The sequence below is a fragment of the Veillonella ratti genome, from assembly GCF_003992115.1.
Taxonomy (GTDB): Bacteria; Bacillota; Negativicutes; order Veillonellales; family Veillonellaceae; genus Veillonella_A; species Veillonella_A ratti.
Genome location: NZ_RQUX01000008.1, coordinates 24031 through 46840 on the forward strand (window position 1 = coordinate 24031; position 22810 = coordinate 46840).

Here is a 22810-nt window from a genome sequence, read left to right on the forward strand (position 1 = left end):
ATGGAAAAAAATATTAAATATCATAACAAATCAGCGTATTCGGATGAACATCCGGACAGTCATGATTCGGTCCATGCAAACAAAAATGGTTATCGTATTTCTTGACGCCTACAATCTGCACCGAACCGCTTGTCTTAGGGATAACCCAAGATTGCGGCTTATTTGTTTCAAGAAATGACATTTTATCCATCTTGTGCGTACTAAAGGAGTGCCATTCACCATCGGTGTGACCTTGCTTCCCCACTTGGAAAACATACTCTTGATTTGGCTCTAAATCGCACAAATCAACACGGTATACATAGCGAGTCGTCTGATTTTCTTTAATTTTGTCCGTCGTCGCCCACAAAATTTTAGCCTCGCTATCAGCCTCACCTTTTAATTTATAGACAACAACAGCATTTGCTTCAAATTCAGTTGTCTCCCATAAAATAGTTCGTTTCGTGCCCATGTCCGGCCCCACTAATTGCCTGATATATAGTGGTTTCGTTCCCGACATAGGCATATAGGCGTGATAGGCTGCATCAAGCCGTTGCCCCAAGGTTCGCCCGTCATCGCTCCCAATTATCCCTAAAAGCCAGCCTCCAAGAATCACTATGATTCCTATCAAAAAGACGGCTACCACAAATCCCGTACGCTTCATTGCATATTACTCAACTTTCTAGTATTACACGTACCAAAATCACCACACAAACACAAAAAACACTAATATGCTATAGCCGATTCCCATCGCTATAGCCTATTAATGTATTTTGATTCACTTGTCAAAAGCATACACTCGCCCATAATTAATCTGCCAAGGCTTATGCAGGCTCGATACATATACCGGTACAAGTATTGCCACCGGCATATATATCATTGTTTCCCTATACCTAATTTATAAATATGCATGCTTAACGCAAAGCAATACATATATTTTTAAAGCGGTTCTCAACTTCCGCTTCACGACTTCTTCAAATAACCTTTTTATATTATATAACATAAATAATATATCGTGCAATATTTATAATCAAATTTTACAATCAAATAATGCTACTTTCCACAATCAATAGTCATTCCTAATCGCTCTAAAATCTCGATTATCAAATAGTGCAACACATTTCTCAAAAGACAGAAAGCGCAGTTAATAAATGAAAATTTCATTCATTAACTGCGCTTTTTTAAACATCTTAATTAATTCATATTTTCAAAAATTACAATATGTAATCATGTTGGCATCTGCATATATATACTCACAGGGTGTACATATATACGTACAGAATCATTTCGATTGACTACCTAATCTGTCGTCAATTATTTACGAGCCAAGTATTTACGTACGTCAACGGCTACGGCGATAACGATGATTAAGCCTTTAATGATGAGCTGCCAGTATGGGCCCATGCCTACGAACGTAAGGCCATAGTTAATAACCGTAAAGATAAGTACACCGGCGATGATCCCCGGTACGGTACCGATACCACCGGTTACGGATACGCCACCTACAACGGCTGCGGCGATGGCATCCAATTCGTACATGTTACCATAGTTATTCGTAGCACCACCGGTACGAGCGGCTTCCAAAATACCACCAACACCATAGAGAGCACCGGCAATCACATAGATAGCAATCAAGGTAGCGGCCACGTTAATGCCGGATACAACGGCTGCCTGAGGGTTACCGCCGATGGCAAACATATTTTTGCCAAGAACCGTTTTGTTATATACAATCCACATAACAAAGGCGATAACGGCGGCAATAATAACGATGTACGGAATCGTTACGAAACCTAAATCCAAAGAACCGGAACCGAATACGGTAAATTCAGGACGCAAACCGCCGATTGGCTGCGAGTTGTTCGGCTCCATGTCAAAGTACAGGGAACATACACCATAGGTCATAACCATGGTGCCCAACGTTGCGATGAACGGAACGATACGTAAGTACGCTACGATCAAACCGGAGACTAAACCAACACAGGCACCTACGGCAATGGCGATAATAATCGGTAAGAAAGTCGGCAAATTCGGAGCCTGCTCAAAGAACGGATGCGGATAGCTCGGCATCTGCGATAAAGATGCGGAAACAACCGCAGTCAAACCAACTACACGACCGGCTGACAAGTCACAGCCGGCGGTTATAAGAATCATAGCCGAGCCAAGGGCAATGATAACACGCGGTGACGATTGGATTAAGATATCCCGAAAACTGGTCATTGATAAGAAATTAGGGCTATAAATTGAAATAGCAGCTACCAATACAACGAGTACGATGTAGATAGCATTTTGTGTCATAAACTTGCTAACGCGAGATCCACTCATAAGTCATATCCTCCTATACTAAACCTGCCGTAGCAAGTTCCATGATCTTCTCTTCCGTTGCGTCTTTCGCATCCAGAATTCCTTCCATGATACCGTTACTCATAACCATAATGCGGTCGCTCATACCGAGCAACTCGGACATTTCCGACGAAATCATGATTACGCTTTTACCTTGGGTCGCCAAACGATTGATAATCGAATAGATTTCGTATTTGGCCCCTACGTCGATACCGCGCGTCGGTTCGTCGAGTAAGAGGATTTCCGGATTCGTATTTAACCAACGAGAAATCAATACTTTTTGTTGATTCCCGCCCGATAACGATTGAATGCGAGTCTGCGTGTCCGGCGTTTTGATGCGCAAGGAGCTAACCCCTTCATCCGTGTCGATTTCACGCAACCTGTCATTTAAGAGGCCCACTTTATTGCGATATTTCGGCATGCAGGCCATCGTATTATTATCGACAATATTGAGCATTGGGAAAATACCGGTCGCCCGTCGTTCTTCCGTAAGAAGAGCGATATGATGTTTCTTCGCATCACGAGGACTGCGGATTTTAACTTCCTTACCGTGGATAAAAATTTTACCTTCCGCCAAATGACGAAGTCCGAAGAGTGCTTCGATGACTTCCGTTCGCTGCGCCCCTACGAGACCGCCGATACCGAGGACCTCACCTTTACGAAGGGAGAAATTCACGCCTTTGAAGGAATGGTCACGAATGGAGGTCATATTTTCCACCCGCAAAACTTCTTCGCCCGGCACATTGGTTTTCTCTGGGAAGAGCTGCGTCATTTCACGACCAACCATGCGTTTAATGATTAGGTCCGTGGTCAATTCATCAGACGGCCAAGTGCCTATATAATTACCATCACGCATAATCGTTACTTCGTCAGATATGCGGAGGATTTCTTCCATTTTATGAGAGATATAAATAATGGCAACCCCTTTGGCCTTAAGACTATTTATGATTTTAAATAAGTGCTCTACTTCATCACTGGTCAAAGATGAGGTCGGTTCGTCCATTACAATAATACGGGAGTGATGAGATACCGCTTTGGCAATTTCAATACTCTGAAGTTTAGATACAGATAAATTACCGGCTAGTTCTTCCGGATCAATATCAACATCTATTTCTTTAAAAAGCGCCGCTGTGTCGGCCTTCATTTTTTTATGGTCAACCAGTTTCAAAGGACCATAACTTTTAAGCGGAAAACGGCCAAGCCATAAGTTTTCCATAACAGTCTGTTGTAATACGGGATAGAGTTCTTGGTGGATCATCGAGATACCAAGACCCAGTGCGGTGCGCGAATCAGAAATTTCTACCTGTTCGCCGTCTAAAATTATTTGTCCTTCGTCTTGTTTGTAGATGCCGAATAAACATTTCATCAAGGTCGATTTCCCAGCTCCATTTTCGCCCATAAGCGCGTGTACCGAACCTGGACGGAGCCGCAGAGATACATCATTCAATGCTTTTACGCCGGGAAATGACTTTGTTATATGTTGCATCTCTAAAATATATTCACTCATGCTTGCCCTCCTACCGGTTCAGTAAGTGAGGGAGGCCTGCAACAAGCCTCCCTACCTACTGCAATGACTACTTATCACCTAAGATTTGATCTGCATTTTCTTTCGTTACGATTTCGTAAGGAACCCAAATATATTGTTTGTCAACAATTTCAAAGCCTGTATTTTCTTTAGTTGGAGTTTCGCCTTTAGCCAATACGAACATCAAGTTGAATACGGCATCCCCTTGTTTTTTCGCATTGTTAAGAACGGTACCCAATAATGTGCCGTCTTTAAGAGCCTGTACAGCCGGAGCCGTAGCATCCACACCTACAACCGGCATGTATTTGCCGTTCTGGAAGTAGCCGGCAGCTTTCAATGCTTCGATAGCGCCTAAAGCCATGTCATCATTGTTAGCGATAACGGCATCAATCTTGTCGCCGTAGCTGGACAAGAAGGCAGCCATTTTTTCCTGACCTTTAACGCGGTCCCACATAGCTGTATCTTGTGCAATTTCTTGTACCTGAATGCCTTCATTTTTGAGGGATTCAATTACATATTTGGAGCGAAGTTCTGCATCCTGATGGCCCGGTTCGCCTTTGATAAGTACATAGTGCAATACATTATCATTGCTCTTATAAGCTTCCGGATGTTTCTTGAAGTAATCCGCTAAGATTTTGCCCTGCATTTCGCCGCTTTGTTCAGCTTTAGCACCTACATAGTACACTTTATCCCATTTAGCCATGTCTTCTTTTAAAGGTTCACGGTTAAGGAATACAACCGGTACGTTAGCCGCTTTAGCTTTGTCGATGATACCGCCGGCTGCCGGACGGTCAACAATGTTAACACCGATAGCTTTGTATTTCTTGTTAAGGAACAAGTCAACTTTTTCATTCTGCGTAGGCTGCGAGTTCTGGCTGTCTACGATATCTACTTTAGCTTTGCCTTTAGCGTCTGCATCGATACGAGCACGTACGCCGCTCATAAAGGTATCGTCAAATTTGTAAATAGCCACACCTACTTGTGGTAAATCACCACTGCCGGATGTAGAATCACTGCCACAACCTGCCATTACTAAGGTACCTACTGCGAAGGTAGCCAACATTGCTGCTTTCCATGCCTTTTTCACGAGAAATTCCTCCTTTGAGACGAAAATGTAGACTCTATAATTCGCTTTCTTCCAGCGTATCTACCAACCATTCGTTTAACGACCGCTAAGCCATACTTCACCGGCTCTGCGGCTGCTCACAATATCCACCATGCCCAGCAATGTGTAATAACTGCCATTGCCGGAGTAAACCAAGTCGACGGATTGTGCCCGATGTAAATTTTGTTCCAATACGGTACGTAAAATCGGATCCATTGTCCCCACCGCATTGCCCATAGCGCTACTTACCACAATACGCTGCGGGTTAATCATGTTATATAAATTAGCTAAGGTAATGCCCAAGTATTTGCCTACGCGATTTAAGGCTTCCAAACAAATTTCATCGCCTTCCACGGCGGCCTCATAAATAGGCTCTACCCGGAATGCATCGGATAAAATCGCTATATTGTCGGTCACTTTAGACAAGCGACCTTTTTTAATCTCCGTCAACACATATTCGCGAATGGCTGTTTCCGATGCCACTTCTTCTAAGCGTGTGAAGGAATTTTCTTTAGTATCATCAATATCGATTACGGAGTAACCGATCTCACCGGCATAATCGTTATAGCCACGATAGAGCGAGCCGTGATAAATCAAAGAGGCACCGAGACCGTAGCTGAATTTCAATACCAAGAGGTTTTCAATCCCCTTGCCGCTGCCATAATAATATTCGCCGGTAGCGAGGCAACGCACGTCATTTTCCACATAAGCCGGTAATTGGAACCGTTCTTCCAAAATGTACTTGAACGGAATATTAGACCATTTACCGTTTGGTGAAAAAATGGAAATTCCTTTTTGCGAATCCACGGGACCGCGCAAGATGAGACCGATAGCGGCAATCGTCCAACGCATATCCTCAATGATATCTTCGATACAATGATAAATCGTATTTAATATTTCTTCTGATGAAAGGCCGATAATCGACTGTTGCATCTGATGTAAAATAATACCGCCCGATTGCACCACATAGCAGAACACATTATGCGTCCGCACATGAACCATCAGCATCATTTCTTTTTGCTCATTAAATTTCAAGAGCATCGACGGTCGCCCCAATGCACTGCGCTCCTGTCGATCTTCGTAAATAAGACCTTTCTCAGCCAACGTATTGCAAATATTGGTTACCGTCGGTGGTGTAATGCCCGTATTGCGAGCAATAATTGCTTTTGAAACAGAGCCGTTACGACGTATGTAATTTAAAATTATTTCGTCATTGTTGAGTGCCTGTTTAGTTTGCATCTTGTCCCCTTCCCGAAAGCCTATAAATTATATACGCCATCGCCTATCTCAGCATCATATAAGGTCGGTACAGTGCCAATAGCCTCCTCGTAAAGTTTCGGAACCGCTTCTTTAAAAGCTGCTACCTTATCGCTGGCTACCAAAGCAATCGCACAGCCCCCAAAACCGGCGCCGGTCATACGCGATGCCAAACAGCCCGGCTGCTTACGCGCAATCTCTACCATCGTATCGAGTTCCAAACCGCTTACTTCATAGTCATAACGTAGGGATTCATGAGAGGCCGTAATGATTTCGGCAATCTTCGACGTATTGCCTTCACGAAGGGCATCCATGAATGCCATAACGCGTAAGTTTTCAGTAATGGCATGACGAGCGCGGCGACGAAGCACATCATCCTCGATGAGCTCCAAATCCTCTAACGTACCGAGCGACAATCCGGATAAAGGATGATGCTTTTGGATTTCAGCCAAAGCCGCATCACATTCACCCTTGCGCTCGTTAAATTTGGAATCAACGAGCCCGCGTTTCTTATTGGTATTCATAATAATGAGGTGGTAATCACCCCAATTAAGCGGCACATGTTCAAACTCCATAGCCGTGCAGTCGAGGAGCACGCCGTGCCCTTCCTTGCCGTGGCTGATGGCGAATTGGTCCATGATACCAACTTTAACGCCTACAAAATTGTATTCAACCTGCTGTGCCATTTCTGCCAACTTCGTGCGGTCAATCGGCGTCTTGCCGAGATGTGTCCACAACATGTAACCCGTTAAATCGAGAATACAAGCAGAGGATGAAAGACCGGCACCGGCCGGTAAATTACCACTGTAGAATAAATCCATACCCGGTAAGGTGTAACCATCTTTTTTCAAATATTCAATGATGCCAAGCGGATAGTTGGCCCAATCATGAGCTTCATCGTAAACGAAATCATCATTAATATCTACCACAATCGTGGCTTCCATATTTTCAGAATAAAGACGAACTTTAGAATCGTCCCGCAAGCGCATAGCACCCCAAATCCCGCAAGTCAGAGCGGCCGGAAACACATGACCGCCATTGTAATCCTGATGTTCACCAATGATGTTCACACGCCCCGGGGCAAAATAGCAATCAATGGGTTCTCCGGTATCGCCGAATTGCTCAATAAATTTAGCTATCAGTTCCTCTTTAGTCATTACTTTCTTCCCTTTCTATAATCTTCGTCACCAGCTTACGCAAAACCGGTGCCGTTTCTTCAACTGCGCTCGTATTGGCTGCGGCCCAAGCGCCCATTTCCGAGGAAGCATAGTATTTAATCTTATTAGCTTCTCTAAATGGCGGATAAAATTCAATGTGGAAATGATAATAATCGTTAGCATCATCATATTCCGGCGAGTTAACCGGCCGTTGATGGTAAACCATCATATACGGGAACGGTGCATTAAATAATTCGTCGAATGCGTGAGTAACCACTTTTAACATGCGCGCCAAATCTTCTTTTTCTTTGGCCGTACATTCGGAAAGCATGCTGAAATGACGTTTCGGTACAACGAATACACCGTACGGATAATCCGTAAAGAACGGAATATACGCTAAGAAACTGTCGTTTTCGGCTACAATGCGCGAATCCGATTTTTGTTCCGCTTGGTTCATCTGACAGAGCAAGCAACGCTGTGTTTCTTCATAATGTTCCTTACAGTTCTTAAGTTCCGTTTCAATCTTCTGCGGCACGAACGGATACCCGTAAATCTGTCCGTGAGGATGCGGCATCGTTACGCCTACGGCTTCCCCTTTGTTTTCAAACGGATAGACATACTTAATCTTCTTATCCGCCGCAAGGGCCGTACAACGATCCGAAATTAATTCCAACAGGTCGATAATATGGCCTACGGACAATTCATAGAATTTAACCGAATGACGCGGTGAGTACAAGATAACTTCGCACTTACCATGATTTTCTGCGCTCTTGTAAAAACCTGTTTCATCCACAAACGGTGCTTCCGGATGTTGGGTTAGAGCCGGAAAATCATTATCATAGGCATACACGGTAAATTCGGATGGTACCTTTTTCCCTTCTCCCGGGCAAAACGGGCACCAATCTTTTGGCATAGTGGGACGTAATTTACGGTTTGACGCTACCATCGTCCATGTGCCGAGCAATGGATTCCATCTTAATTCTGACATAATCTCCGCTCCTCACATTTAATAAACTACTTAAGAAAATATATTACAAATATATTTTCGCTCATGTTTGACTTTTTTTCAAGTAAAATTTTACAAAAGCGCATACCTATTTGACATACATTTTACTAAACTCAAAAAGAGGTCATAAAACCGCATTATACCTGCAGTTTTACAACCTCTTCCGTCTGGTTTTTATAATTTTTTATTCAAATTTTAAGTAAATTAGTTAATTTCTTAATTAAGTATTACCTTAAAACATATATTAAACAATTAAGCAAAGTGCTCATTTAATCCGAGTCAATTACTCATCTAATTGCTTATTTCTTACCGACAGCCTCCATAAGGGCCTTAATATCCGTGCCTTCGGCTACCATACGCCACGTTTCGAGCTCATCACTGTCAACGAGCAAGTACAAGTACGCCCACACGATGCGGTTATAGCGTCTGAAATCAGTGACCACTTTGACCACCTTCGACACAATGCCCACATCTTTAGCCACATCTTCAATCGTCTTCAAAAGCTCTACGGTATGACCGTTGGCAATCGCTTTCACGCAAGACGTAATCACTTGACCCAAACGGTCATGCAAGGCCCCTTCTACATCGGCAACGCCGCGGGCTTCAAAAATCTTACGCAATTTGGAGCGAACCAACATGGCTTCTTCCGAACCGATATGCATGAAGACAATACTCATCCCCTGATCATCCAAACGTTCACCGAAGAGACGATTCATACCCGCTTCGCTTATGAGGAATGTGCCATCACTGTTGCGGCATTCTCTTTCGTTAAAACGATTGAGGCCACCCCCTTGGCACGCTTTAATAACAGCAGTCAAACCGACTTCCCAAATTTTGGCCGCTTCACTGTCGGTAAATACTTGCTCTACCACCGACTTAGGGGTTTTCACAACCGGCTTTTTATTGGCCAACGCCGCTAACGTAGCAATACTATGCTCTTCAAAATAAGGCTTTTCAAATTCATAACGCGCTTGCGCTACCATCTGTAACAATACATCATCCGGCTTTTCAGCATAACGGCCATCGAATGCATCCTTGCCGTACCAATTAACTACTACGTCGTCAATCACAACTAGTTGCAGTGTATCATGCACAGACAATGTGCCTTTTTCAAGCGCTTTGCTCACTTGAGCCGCCAATGCCAAATACCCTTTCCTCATAGCTTCTGAATCACAACGAAATTCTCGCATAATACACATCCTTCCTGCCGAACAGTGTTAATGTCCGTCGTTTCTTTTCGCTTACTATTCTTCACACTAAATTCATCTTAATTGTTTCTATTTTAATCAAAAATTTAGATAATCTACTACATCTTATAATAACAGTAAAAAACATTATGCGCTAGTGTTAATATCAAATAAATCATAGGTATTATGCGTTTAGTGAATCTCGCCGTAACATGAGCATTCCCTGTGGGTATTTCGTGGTGCTTTGTCCACTCAGAATATTCAACTTTATAGGTTCTTAACCTTTTTCATCTTTAAGCAATGTATTGCCCCTTCATTAGTTATATCAATTTTCTTGCTCAATTTTCGCCTTCAAATCAGTCTTTATTTCCTCGCGAACGCGCATCAGTATTTTACCCAAATTATTCTCCCCTTCGCCATCGACCATGCCCCAGAAGGTATCGCCCCAATCATTACCTTCTATCAGCATTCTATCTCGCGTTGCCAACAGTTTAGCCTGCAATTTTTCATTTTGTAAAAACTTAGCTTTAACTATGTCATACATGACCCGCAACTTAACGTTCTCCCAATCAGCACGGATGGGCTTCATATTGCGCCCTATACGCCTTGCAAAGTCAGGCCGCTTCACTCTTACCATTTTCATACGCTGCAAGTCCGTAGCCGCTTTAGCACCTTGATACGCCGCCTCCGCCGAATAATAGGTGTCGCCCATATAAAATACCTTATAAGTACTAAAATTCGAAAGAAAGCTATAGGTCCCTCTAAAACGATCAATCACCGGTGGTATCTCATCGTCGCGAAGTTTCAAAATATCCTTGCGCGAGTATGTGGGCTTACTAGCATTCTTTTCAGCTTTAGCCACTGTGTCCTTCGCACTTGTCTGTTTACCCCGCTGCTTTTTTGTTTCTACTTCTTTGTTCGGCATCTGTCTTTTGTGCGTTTCAGTCATCATCATTACCTCCCCTTCGCCTAGTTATGTTTTAACCGTAAAAACAGCCCTCTAAACAAATGTCTAAAAAGCTATTATTATCGTATTAAACTTATGCTACTTTGCCTATAAATGAGTAGTTCAAATGACTAAACGCAAAATTATAGTTGTCTCAATAAATACGTGAAAACTTTGTCCACACAAATCAAATCTCGAACTTTCGATAGTTGAATTACTAAAAATTTCGATTTTTTTTAGTCCACTCCCTTGAACTCTTTGTTTTTATTGTGCTATAATAAAGACATAGAAAAAAATCGATATTCAAAATTTATTGATATTCGAAGGGAGATTATATATTATGAAATTACAAAAATTATTAGTATTAGGTTTAGCATTAACAACAGTTGCGGGCGTAGCTTCCGCTAAAACTTTACCGGCCGATCAATGGTACTGGGTACATTCCGACGCTGACTACACAACTCGTGTTAACGTTCCTTCCGTTAACTACGATGTAAATACAGATACTGCTGATTTCCAGGCAGCTGCAGTAAACCCTAACACAGGTCTTACTGACGTAGTAAACTACAAATTAGACTTCGCTAACAACACATTATACGCTTACCAGAAAGACGTATACCCTAACAACTCCGAAAATGTTCAGAGCACTTCCAACGCTAACGGTGCAGGCCAGGCTATCCAGCCTAACACAGCTGCCGCTGCTTTAGAAACTGTAGTAGCTAACCTTGTTAACCGCGACTACCAGTTGAAAAACAAACCGGACATCGCTATTACTCCGGCCGAAGCTCAACAGAAAAAAGTAGAAGACGCTAAAATCGCCGCTACTTGGCAGAACGCACAGGCTCAGAGCAACTTAGAAGCTCAGAAAACCGATATCATCATCGACAAAACTGACACTGAAGCTCAGAAACCTGCAAAATAATAAATAATAAGTATTACGTACTAAGGCATTTATTAATTAATTTATATTTTGCCTTGTAACATAACTATTCTCTCTCAGTTGTACTTATTAAGCCGACAAACAATAGCCCAAGCGTAACAGCCGTATGCATTGGTCTATTCATATCAAAGAGGCAGTAACCATCCGAACCGACTCGGAGGTTACTGCCTCTTTTTTGATTGAAAAATAAATAATGCTCTACTTATATCTTTTTATAAAGCCCTTCAGACTATATAATTCAAATAATACCCCTACCTGAATAAACCTTGACAGAAAGTATATAATGAAAGTAAGAAGTATATTTACGTATATAAATATGTATGACTAGCAAGTGATATCAAAGAATATATACGCAATAGGTTTGCCATCACTCAGCAGTATAGCCGTCATCTACAAATATTAGGAGGTTTTCACCATGAACAGTATTTTCCACAGAACCAGTATCCGCAAATACGAAGCTCGTCCGGTTGAGCCGGAAAAAATCACCGAAATCCTTCGTGCCGGTATGCAAGCACCTTCCGCGGTTAACCAACAGCCTTGGGAATTCTACGTTGTTACCAATCCAGAAGTTATTAAGACCTTGTCTAATGTTTCCCCCTACTCGCACTGCGTAGCCGGTGCTCCGGTTGTGATTGTACCGGTCTACAAAACTGATTCTATCCCGGTACCTTCAATGGCTCAAATCGACATGTCAATTGCTCAAGAAAATATTTGGCTCCAGACCGATGCACTTGGCCTCGGCGGCGTTTGGATTGGCATTGCCCCTTTCGAAGATCGCATGGAATATGTAAGCAAAGCCTTAAACCTACCTGAAGGAATACAACCATTCTCACTCTTCCCTTTAGGCTATCCCGCTGAAACAAGAAAACAGCAAGACCGTTTCTTCGAAGACCGAATTCACTATGTGAAATAATAAAATACAATAAGATAAAAATACAGGCGATAATGCATAACTTCAAAGTTGAGCATTATCGCCTTTTTGTGTTTCTATTAAACATTTATGGAGAAATATAAATTATTCGTTTTCTACCAATGCAAAGCAACGTGCCGCAAAGCCGGTGCCACCTTTCAACTTAGGGAAGGTTACAAAAATAACAGCCCCCACCGGTGGTAATTCATCCAAGTGAGCCAATACCTCCACCTGAATTCTATCCTGCGACAAAATATACTGTTCAGCCGGCAACGGATGGGAATCCGGTTGGAATGCTCGAATCGCTGCATCCGTATCGGCCGTTTCATGACCGATGGCACCGATATTACGCTCTTTTACCAAAAACTCCAATGTGGGAATCGTCCAGCCCGGCGTATGCGGATTGCCATCGGCATCCTTTTTCTGAAAATCATCGGCCGGTTGTTTATACCAATCCGTTCTAAACGCTACAAAAGCACCTTCCGGAATGCGACCATATTCTTTTTCAAAGGCCAACACATCTTCAACGGATAATTCATAATCCGGATTTTCAGCCACTTCTTTGGATTTATCGATAACAACTAAAGGATAGACCATTTCATCAACGCGTAGCTGCTCTTGCGTACGCCCCTTCGAATCAAAATGAATCGGTGCATCTACATGCGTGCCATACTGTCCTACCACGGTATATTCCTTAATCTGCATAGGCGCTTCCGTCCAAGTGTCGCCATCTTTTTTATTTTCCGGATAATCATATAAAGTCGTTTCCTTCAAAGGCTTAAAGCCCCACCAGTGTGGTGTTTCCGGACTTAACTCATGCGTCAAATCTACAAAACGATACTTCGAAGACTTCCATGCTGCTACTTGTTCCCATAATTTTAAACTCATACTCTCTCCTCTTTTCTTTTGAAAAAATTTTTCTCTAATCTCTCATTACAGTAAACAAAGTTTTATAGGTGCATTTCATTCCCCCTTGCCCCTGCTAAACATTTGTTTTTGTGTAATAGATATATTATACCATTAAAAATATAGGAATAATAGTTATTTTAAAGATTCTAAAAATGCTTTCACCTTATCGAGCACTTCAATAATCTTTTCAAAAAACAACCGAATTTCATTGAGATAACTATTAATCTTCAAATCCGTATCATCGGTGCGATTTACATCTTGCTGCACGGTCTGCACTATCCCGCGCGCTATGGCCGGCATATTTTGTGAAAACTCATGATCATAACCCTCCACGATTTCAAGCGTGCTATGCTTATAAATTTCAACAAAACGCTGCGCATACCGTGGCGGCACTACCGTATCCTCCTTCCCCTGAATGATAGTCACCGGTCCCGTATACAGCTTTGCCGTGTCATACAAAGGCAGACTATAAGCCGTTTTAAAATAATCACGGCCTACGCGTAAGCCGCTCGGCAGTTCAATGTATTCCGGCATAGTATCCGTATCAAACTGTACACCGAAAAAGGCTCCACCAATCGTTTTATCCACGATATTAGCGGCCGGAGCCAATAACACCAACCCTTTTACCGCATCATTGCCATATTGCTCCGTTAACTCGCCGGCCAGCATACTGGCCACAACCCCACCTTGCGAATGGCCGACCAGTAAAATATTCGTAACGCCTGGTAATGCTTTGGCGTACGCATAGACCTTCTTCGCATCTTCAATTTCATTCGGCACCGTCATGTCTTCAAAACGGCCTTCACTATCACCGTGGCCGTTAAAATCAAAACGAATAGAAGCAATCCCCGCTTTTTCCAAATATTCCGCCGTCAATTCCAGTAGTTTATAATCTTTGCTCGCGGAAAAACCGTGCATCAAAATAACCAAAGGATAACTCTGAACCGTGTCCGGTGTTTCCAACACAGCCGACAAGGCGCCGTGGTCACCTTGAATCATAAGTCGTTCCGATTTAGCCGCAACACCGTTAAATGCCCCAGCCGTCATAAAACTGATAAAGCCCACCAGCACCATCAGTACGGTCATTTTTTTCAGTATATATTTCATATGAGTAATCTTCCGTTTCTTCTAAACAACTAATAAATACACTGTCAATAATGATATGTTCATACTACAAGCATATTATAAGTATAGAGTATCATATAAAATTCAATAAGAAAAGGAACCGTCCGTTCATTAATATCATATCCGTATCATCCGCAATACGTCGCCTATTATAGGCAGATAATTCAAAAAAAGCTCCATTCCGCTCAAAATATATGCGTGAATCAAACAGGAAACACCTTTCGTGTATACTAATATATCAAAAAATTATTAAGTATCCTTTATATTACGTTTTCTAATTATCCCTATAAAATAAGCTATCCCAGGTACATCTTCATCAAATTTAATAATATTTTTAATAAAAAAATATTGTCTATTTCGAAATTTACAGTTATAATAAAAGTATAAACGGATAATAATTATCCATTAACATTCAAAACAATCGAAAAGTTAGTAGGTACTAAGGAGGAAATAGGAAAATGAGTGACAAAAAGAAATTGACTACTGCCTTTGGTGCACCCGTACCGGACAATAATAACTCTATGACGGCCGGCAAACGTGGTCCTGTACTTATGCAAGACGTATGGCTCATGGAAAAATTAGGCCATTTTGCTCGTGAAGTAATTCCTGAAAGACGTATGCATGCTAAAGGTTCCGGCGCATTCGGTACTTTTACAGTAACTAATGACATCACTAAATACACTAAAGCTAAACTTTTCTCCGAAGTTGGCAAAAAAACCGATTTATTCGTTCGTTTCTCCACGGTAGCCGGGGAACGCGGTGCCGCTGACGCCGAACGCGATATTCGCGGTTTTGCCGTTAAATTCTACACCGAAGAAGGCAACTGGGACCTCGTTGGTAACAACACCCCAGTATTCTTCATTCGCGATCCATTGCAATTCCCTGATTTGAACCGTGCGGTAAAACGTAATCCAAAAACAAACTTGCGTGATGCCGAAGCTAACTGGGACTTCTGGACCAGCTTACCGGAAGCCATCCACCAGATCACTATCGTTATGAGTGACCGTGGTATCCCTTCCTCCTACCGCCATATGCATGGTTTCGGTAGCCATACGTACAGCTTAATCAACGCTAATGATGAGCGCGTTTGGGTTAAATTCCACTGGGTTTGCCAACAACCGATTGAAAACTTGAGCGACCAAGAAGCAGCTGAAGTAGTAGCCGGCGACCGCGAAAGCCATCAACGGGATTTATTCGACGCCATTGAAAAAGGCGATTTCCCGAAATGGAAATTATGCATCCAGGTTATGACGGAAGAACAGGCTAAAGAAATGCCATATAATCCGTTCGACCTCACTAAAGTTTGGTATCACAGTGAATTCCCGCTCATCGAAGTGGGTGTCATGGAATTAAATCGCAATCCTGAAAACTACTTCCAAGATGTTGAACAAGCTGCCTTTGCTCCATCCACTATCGTTCCGGGCATTGGATTCTCCCCTGACAGAATGTTACAAGGTCGTTTATTCTCCTATGCTGATGCTCAGCGTTATCGCTTAGGCACTAACTACCATCAGATTCCGGTTAACGCCGCTAAATGCCCTGTCAACATGTACCATCGCGATGGTCTCGGCCGTGTTGACGGTAACCACGGTGCTACCATCGGCTATGCGCCAAATACTAAAGGCGAATGGCTCAACCAACCGGAATTCAAAGAACCACCGCTCGATATTACGGGCCCTGCTTACCAATACGATTTCTATGAAGACGATTCCGATTTCTACACCCAACCGGGCAAATTGTTCCGTCTCATGACTCCGGAAAAACAACAACTTTTATTTGAAAATACAGCACGTGCTATGAACGGCGTTTCTAAAGAAATTCAAGAACGCCACGTTAAACATTGTTACCAATGTGATCCGGCTTACGGCGAAGGCGTAGCCAAGGCACTCGGTATTACAGTTGATTTTTCCAATTTAGATGATTAATATATTCGCGTTTCATGTGACCAATATGTGCAATTAATCATTAAAAATAACTACTCTCTCTAGGAAAATCAGCTGCATAATAAACAAACCCCTCTCTGTGCATCCGCACGGAGAGGGGTTTTGTGTTATCTGAATCCAAAGCTTTGGATTATAGCTTTATAGGACTATAGGGCAAAGCTTACAACAACAACTGCATAAAGCCTAACAAACCAAATATAACAGCCAGCGCAATAGTAAACGGCATCATAAGTTTCAATATTTTATCTTCACCTTCGTTAAACTCGGTGGTGACAATCCCCATAATCACACACCCCGGCGAAAAGGAATTACCAAGCACGCCGCCGGTAGTCTGCAACGCTGCCGTAATAGCCGGATTTATGCCCAGCGCCTTAGCCGCCAGCATTTGTAAATTGCCGAATAATATATTGGAGGACATATTACTACCTGTTAAAAGGAACCAATCATGCCCAATAACGGCGATACTATAACATAGGAAATACCGAGCAATTCAACAATTCCCGTTGAAAGCACATAGATTTGCCCGCTACTGCCCATATATTTAGCCATAACAATTAAACAGGTAATAGCAATCGTTGGTGCTTTACATTTTTCAAAAGTGCGTTTATTAACAGCCGTTACCGCCGTTTTAGGTAAAAACTTCTTTTTTTCATAATACCAAAGACTGCTTAGCGCCGACAAAAGTAAGAACGTACCCGCATAAGTTAAAGGTTGCACGGGACTGAAATAAGGCTCCGCCTTAGTCATATAACCAAAAGCAGTCACCGTCTCAGGAAACGTGAGCGCCACTTTCCAGACACTGAGAGTATTGTAAATCGGTGGCACTAACAAGCATAATACCGTAATGCCAATCAACAGATAGTATGGCAAAAAAGCTTGATTAAACGACATGGTACGTCCGGAAGTGACCTTTGCCGGCGTGTCATTCAACGGTACATTTTCAATGTGTTTAAGCCGCATCATAATCGGGCTGCCAGTAATGTACCATCGTTGCTTGTACTTTGGAATTTTACTCACCACAAACACTAAGCCCATGCCGATAGCGGTAGGTAAAAAGCAGGAAATAGTCGGATTAATGGTGGCAAGCCATAATTCGCCGCCACCCATGACAAGAGACAAGCCAACGACTACGGGCCAAACAGATTGTATCGCCCTCATTCGCCCATATAACCAACAAATATATAGCACCGCTAAAAAATTAAAAATCCAAATCATAGCCGCCGCCAAAAAGGCGGCATACACTTGTTCGTTGCCATTCATCGAGGATTGCTGAACCAATGCCTCCCAAGCAAGGGCCAAGGTCCCAAACGTAGCCCCCCAAGAATGGCCCAGTAGTACAATGACAATACTGTACAGCGGCCTTACGCCAATACTCAATAACAGCGGCGCTCCCACCGCTACAGCAACACCAAAACCGGTTATCCCCTGTAAGAAACTGGGAAACACCCAACCTAATATTAAAATCTGTAATAGTTCGTGTTTTGTTATCTGTTGAATACCTGCGCGAATCGCCTCAACCGCCTTAACTTCACAAGTTATTTCATATAAATAAATGGCCGGCCAAATCACGAGCAATATAGTAGCAGCGTTCCAAACGCCCTTACCGGTTTCAAATAATAAAGCTAATGGTGAGGATCCGAAAAGTAGCCAGGCAATCGATAGGGCCAATATCATACTGACAACGGAGGCGTTGGCAATGCGCCACCGTAATTTAATAATCGCTACTAAAAGAAATACAATGGGTACTAACGCCGGTAACCAAAAACGTACGTCCGTTGAAAGTTCCATTACATCAACCACTTAATTGCATAAATTACCGGCACCGAAATCAGAATGGATAATACTACACGTTCAAACCAAATGATAAAATAATCTTTGAGTTTAATCGGAATTTCCGTAGCCATCATACATGGAATCGAAGCGGAGAAGAACAATACTTCAGAAACGCAGGTAATAGCAACCAACATACGAACTTCAAAGCTTAATTTCGTAACCAAAACAGCGGGCAGGAACATTTCCGCAATACCGAGGGATAACGCTTTAGCTACTAAAAACGGTTCTTCAAAGCCTGTAATCCAAGTAAATGGATACAAGGTGTAAGCCAAAATATTAAATACCGGCGTATTGTTAGCAATAACAATGCCCAGAACACCAATTGACATGAGGGACGGTGCAATTTTTAAGGCCAACACGAGACCGTCACGGAGATGATGATAAGTGCCGGTTACGATGCCGTCCGCTTTCGAGCTGGCTTCCATAGCTTCTTCAAAAGCAACTTTAAGCTTATCATGGACAACCACACGTTCAACTTCACCTTGTACATCATTGTAATAGGAATCCGGCTTTTTACTGATAGGATAAATGCGAGCCGTTACAGTCGTGACAAGAAAAGTCACCACAACAGTGGCCCAGAAATATAAGTTCCAAACATCCAGTAAATTAAGCGTTTTGGCAACAATAATCATAAACGTAGCCGATACGGTGGAAAAACCGGTGGCAATAACGACCGCTTCTTTAATGGTATAACGACCTTCTTTGAAAACGCGGTTCGTAATCAAAAGGGCTACCGAATAACTACCTACGAACGAAGCTACCGCATCAATGGCGGAGCGCCCCGGCGTTTGCCACAGTGGTCTCATAACCGGACGCATGAAAACACCGACAAACTCCATGAGGCCATAGTTAATAAGCAAAGCCAAGAATACGGCACCAATCGGCACAATCGTAATAACCGGCACTACGATTTTGGAATAAATAAACGGAATCGTGCTCTTATTCATTAAAAATTCCGGACCATAACCGGTCAAAGCCATGATGATAAACGGAATCCCCAATATATTCAGCAAAGAAAACACAGTTGTTGTCGTATTCTTATTCCATGTCTTATTGATAAACGGCAAGACAGCCCCCAGAATGACAAACAAAGCGCCGTATACCGGCTGGAAGTATGGAATTTTTAAAATATACGTAACAATGTGATCTAGCGGAATCGTCGATTTTCCGCCAATAGTAACCGGTACAAAGAATATAATAATGCCTAAAATACTGTAAATAATGAACTGTAACTTACTCTCCATGGAGTACTTATTCATACCTCTCACCTCTCCGCTTGATTGTTAAATCATGAATTCATCAACCTTCCTGTCTCCTTTCCTCCGTATTTATACCTCGCCTAACTTCACACTTGATATATTGTAGTTATTTTATTCCTGTAAGGTCTTAAAATAGTCAAATTTTCTTCTAACATGTATAAATTACAAAAAAACTCCTTACTATATCGATAATACATTGATATAATAAGGAGTTTTGCTGTTTTATTACATTATGTTTATAATTTGATACTATTCATAAAGAGCATCTTATAACGCAAACAAATCGTTCAAGCTTTCGGACATGGTTGGGTGATTATAGATGAAGTCGCGGAGTACTTCATAGCCCAAATCATGGTCCATAGCGAGTTTAATCATGTTGATCATTTCATGGGATTCGGCACAGAAGAGTTGTGCGCCCAAGATTTTGCCGTTTGGAGCTACCAAAGCTTTTAACACGCCTTCGGTTTCGCGAAGTACTTTGGCTTTTGGAATTGCATTAGCCGGCATTTTAAGAACGCGGTACTCGAGGCCTTGAGCTTTGGCTTCTTTTTCATTCAAACCTACACGGGAGAACGGTGGTTCAATGAATACGGAGTACGCGAAAGCGCCACGGTTTTCAGTCGTACGTTGACTGTTGCCCATCATGTCATCCAAAACGATGCGGTAATCATCTAAGGAAATGTAGGTGAACTGCAATTTACCTACTACGTCGCCGGCAGCCCAGATGTTAGGCACGCTGGAGCGTAAGTGTTCATCTGTTTCAACAGCGCCGCGGTTCGTCATTTTGATACCCGCTTTTTCAGCTTGAAGTTCATCCGTATTAGGACGACGACCGGTAGCAATAAGAACAGCATCGCCGGCTAATTCTTTAGTAGCGCCGTCAGCTGTGTAAGTTACTACGCCGTCTTTGATTGCGCTAATAGCCGCACCGGTAATCACTTCAACGCCTTTAGCACTGATAACTTCGCGAATTACTTCGACAATGTCTTCGTCTTCACGTGGTAAAAATACATCGGCATCTTGAATAATCGTAACTTTGCTGCCGAATTCGGCAAACATGGATGCAAATTCCAAACCGATATAACCGCCGCCTACGATGGTAAGGCGTTCAGGGAGTTCATCCAAATCCATGAGCGTCTGGGATGTGTAGAGTTTATTGCCTGCCTGAAGTTCACCGGTCGCTGGATCGCGCACGCCTTCAATATTAGGAATTACAGGGGTAGAGCCGGTATTAATCAAGAACTGTTCAGCCGTCAACGTTAAATCACCATCAGCGGTTTTAACATTGATAGTTTTAGCATCAACAAAGGATGCTACGCCATCAATGATTTCAGCACCGGCTTGAGCCACTTTATTATAGTTGGCCTGATTCAACGCCGCGGTTAATTGACGTTTGCCTTCAATGGATTTTTTGAAATAAGCCGCTTTTTCGCTAAAAGAAGCATCAGGGGACAAAGCCGCATCCGTAATCAAACGTTTTGAAGGAATGCAGCCCACATTAATACAAGTCCCGCCATACATAAAAGCGTCTTTTTCAATTAAAGCCACTTTTTTACCGGATTTTGCCAATTTGCCGGCCAAAGTTTTGCCGGCTTTACCGAAACCAATCACAATTACGTCATACGATTTCATCTTTTGCCTCCTTATTGGTTTGCTATCAATATTTTTGAAAAATAAATAATCTTGAATATCTGTCTCATATATTTAATTATATCACACTGCCTCCCAAAGGCTGCAATATAACATCGATATTTTTCAAAAAATTTACGATTATGTAGTCAACAATCTTTTAAAAATTATCATAGCCAACATAAAAGAACCCCGCTCGGTCATGATACGTAACTTTCCTCAAGGATAAGCTCTTACATAACCGAGACAGGGGGTTCTCATATTAACTATTTAGTTTTTTATACCAGTTCCGAGCATAGTTTTTATACCAGCTCCGAGCAATCGGCATTGGCCGCCGCTTCATCTTTGGCAATTTGCGTTTCCGCATCTTCAATAATCGATGCTAACGTAATACTTTGCAACTCTTTTTCAAGGGCACTCTGAATCTGTTCCAAACGGCCGTCCAGCACACAATGAATATGACTTCCGACAGGACAATCCTGAGCCGGGTTTTCATGAAAACTGAACAACTGACCGTTATCGAGGGATTCTACGGCGTTAAAAATATCTAACAAGGTGATGTCCGACGGGCATTTGGCAATCTTGATGCCAGACGTGCCCTGGCGGGAATCAATCAGACCGTGCGCCTTCAGCATGAGCACAATGTTACGAATAATAACCGGATTTACGTTGATACTACCGGCCAAAAACTTGCTGGTTACTTTATATTTCTTTTCTGCAATAGCGATACAAGTAAAAATATGAACCGCTATAGTAAAACGACTGGATATTTGCATGGGCATGCCTCCTAATAAATTGTAATATACACTATTACATTAGAGATTATATCACGAATCCACCGTTTTTACTATAACGACGCCCAAAATAAAAATGTATAATTATTTGCCCACCACGCTGATACGCTGCTGAATGTGGTTACCTTTTTCGATTTCATCCACCATAGCAAGCGCGTAGTCGGCATAACTTACCACACTTTCACCACGGTCGTTAACAGTGAATTCTTCACCGGCCAAAATGTATTCACCGGTACGAGCACCTTCCGGATCAAAAATCGCCGCAGGGCTTACGAAGGTCCATTTTACATCATTGCGTTTGCGAAGTTCTACCAATTCATCAGCCTGAGCTTTAGCGAGCGCATAGAATTCTTTTGGAAATTCCGGTGTATCGAGGAGCTGCGTCGTATGTTCTTTATCTACGAACAAGCTGCCGGCACCACCTACAACCAATAAACGAGTATTCGTATTGGCTACGGCATCAGCCAAATGCATCAACGATTTAGTGTGAAGATCCAAGGTATCCGGTGCAAATGTACCAAATGCATCAACTACCGCATCAAAACCTGCCAAATCTTCTTTGGTAATATCGAGAATATCTTTTTTCACAAAATTAGTAGCGTCCGATTTATTTTCGCTGCGGGCAAAACCGGTTACGTCAAAACCACGACGAATTGCTTCCGCTACTACCAAACGACCTACTTTACCATTCGAACTTACAACTGCAATTTTCATAATTGAACCTCTGCTTTCTCCCGTTCCGGGAATAAATGACTGTTAAAAATTTAACTTTTGAATTCTTAATGCTTAATACGTAACGCTGAACTCTTAATGCTGAATTCTTAATACTTAATGCCTAACTTTTAAAACTTAATTCTTAACGGCTCTCTTGTAATGTTTTTCCTTACACGTTTATATTACAATCTTTCGGTTGTAATGTCAAGTATTACATTTTAAATTTTCTGAAAATTTTTTGTAAAGTCGCCGAAT

General features: G+C 42.3%; 18 protein-coding genes and 1 pseudogene. 3 read left to right on the plus strand and 16 right to left on the minus strand.

The features are described from left to right. Positions 1-13: 13 nt before the first annotated feature. The 9 genes from EO124_RS04890 to ybiA all read right to left on the minus strand — a co-directional run bounded on the left by EO124_RS04890 (position 14) and on the right by ybiA (position 10508). The gene (locus EO124_RS04890; protein WP_127058587.1) at positions 14-640 is read right to left on the minus strand and encodes a fibronectin type III domain-containing protein; all 627 of its coding nucleotides are present in this window, start codon (positions 638-640) and stop codon (positions 14-16) included. Between the two features lie 650 nt (positions 641-1290). After that, positions 1291-2298 carry a galactose/methyl galactoside ABC transporter permease MglC gene (mglC, locus tag EO124_RS04895; RefSeq protein ID WP_127058588.1) on the minus strand — a complete coding sequence of 336 codons (1008 nt, stop codon included), beginning with the start codon at positions 2296-2298 and terminating at the stop codon, positions 1291-1293. 13 nt (positions 2299-2311) lie between these two features. Then, entirely contained in the window at positions 2312-3823 is a 1512-nt protein-coding gene (locus tag EO124_RS04900) for a sugar ABC transporter ATP-binding protein (RefSeq protein WP_127058589.1), read from the minus strand. Positions 3824-3890: 67 nt separating this feature from the next. Beyond that, positions 3891-4928, minus strand: coding sequence for a galactose ABC transporter substrate-binding protein (locus tag EO124_RS04905; protein WP_127058590.1), 1038 nt, complete (start codon positions 4926-4928; stop codon positions 3891-3893). A gap of 75 nt (positions 4929-5003) precedes the next feature. Next, the gene (locus EO124_RS04910; protein WP_127058591.1) at positions 5004-6185 is read right to left on the minus strand and encodes an ROK family transcriptional regulator; all 1182 of its coding nucleotides are present in this window, start codon (positions 6183-6185) and stop codon (positions 5004-5006) included. 20 nt (positions 6186-6205) lie between these two features. Further along, positions 6206-7360 carry a galactokinase gene (locus EO124_RS04915; protein WP_127058592.1) on the minus strand — a complete coding sequence of 385 codons (1155 nt, stop codon included), beginning with the start codon at positions 7358-7360 and terminating at the stop codon, positions 6206-6208. Beyond that, positions 7353-8348 carry a galactose-1-phosphate uridylyltransferase gene (gene galT / locus EO124_RS04920; RefSeq protein WP_127058593.1) on the minus strand — a complete coding sequence of 332 codons (996 nt, stop codon included), beginning with the start codon at positions 8346-8348 and terminating at the stop codon, positions 7353-7355. Before galT ends, EO124_RS04915 begins: the two co-directional genes overlap by 8 nt. 317 nt (positions 8349-8665) lie before the next feature. Beyond that, complete coding sequence (locus EO124_RS04925) at positions 8666-9556, minus strand: helix-turn-helix domain-containing protein (protein WP_127058594.1); 891 nt, start codon at positions 9554-9556, stop codon at positions 8666-8668. A gap of 322 nt (positions 9557-9878) precedes the next feature. Further along, on the minus strand, positions 9879-10508 hold the full coding sequence (gene ybiA, locus EO124_RS04930; protein WP_206512536.1) for a riboflavin biosynthesis intermediates N-glycosidase: 630 nt from the start codon (positions 10506-10508) through the stop codon (positions 9879-9881). 331 nt (positions 10509-10839) lie between these two features. Between ybiA and EO124_RS04935 the strand changes: the two genes are divergently transcribed. Then, complete coding sequence (locus EO124_RS04935) at positions 10840-11421, plus strand: hypothetical protein (RefSeq protein WP_127058595.1); 582 nt, start codon at positions 10840-10842, stop codon at positions 11419-11421. A gap of 433 nt (positions 11422-11854) precedes the next feature. Beyond that, positions 11855-12352, plus strand: coding sequence for a nitroreductase family protein (locus tag EO124_RS04940; RefSeq protein WP_127058596.1), 498 nt, complete (start codon positions 11855-11857; stop codon positions 12350-12352). Between the two features lie 102 nt (positions 12353-12454). Here the strand turns inward: EO124_RS04940 and EO124_RS04945 are convergent, their stop codons facing one another. After that, a complete protein-coding gene (locus tag EO124_RS04945; protein WP_127058597.1) occupies positions 12455-13237 on the minus strand; it encodes a cyclase family protein in 783 nt (260 codons plus the stop codon). A gap of 153 nt (positions 13238-13390) precedes the next feature. Further along, positions 13391-14344, minus strand: a complete 954-nt coding sequence (locus tag EO124_RS04950; protein WP_206512537.1) for an alpha/beta hydrolase family protein — start codon at positions 14342-14344, stop codon at positions 13391-13393. A gap of 497 nt (positions 14345-14841) precedes the next feature. Between EO124_RS04950 and EO124_RS04955 the strand changes: the two genes are divergently transcribed. After that, a complete protein-coding gene (locus EO124_RS04955) occupies positions 14842-16308 on the plus strand; it encodes a catalase (RefSeq protein ID WP_127058599.1) in 1467 nt (488 codons plus the stop codon). 178 nt (positions 16309-16486) lie between these two features. Here EO124_RS04955 and EO124_RS04965 read toward each other — a convergent pair. From EO124_RS04965 to EO124_RS04985, 5 genes and pseudogenes are all read right to left on the minus strand, one after another. Next, positions 16487-18114 (minus strand): annotated as a pseudogene (locus EO124_RS04965) (L-lactate permease). Then, complete coding sequence (locus EO124_RS04970) at positions 18114-19418, minus strand: YjiH family protein (protein ID WP_127058602.1); 1305 nt, start codon at positions 19416-19418, stop codon at positions 18114-18116. The pseudogene EO124_RS04965 and the gene EO124_RS04970 overlap by 1 nt, the downstream one beginning before the upstream one ends. 267 nt (positions 19419-19685) lie before the next feature. Beyond that, positions 19686-21050, minus strand: coding sequence for an FAD-dependent oxidoreductase (locus tag EO124_RS04975; protein ID WP_127058603.1), 1365 nt, complete (start codon positions 21048-21050; stop codon positions 19686-19688). Positions 21051-21349: 299 nt separating this feature from the next. Further along, the gene (locus EO124_RS04980; protein WP_021842660.1) at positions 21350-21823 is read right to left on the minus strand and encodes an Rrf2 family transcriptional regulator; all 474 of its coding nucleotides are present in this window, start codon (positions 21821-21823) and stop codon (positions 21350-21352) included. A 102-nt stretch (positions 21824-21925) separates the two neighbouring features. After that, a complete protein-coding gene (locus tag EO124_RS04985) occupies positions 21926-22555 on the minus strand; it encodes an SDR family oxidoreductase (protein WP_127058604.1) in 630 nt (209 codons plus the stop codon). Positions 22556-22810: the final 255 nt, after the last annotated feature.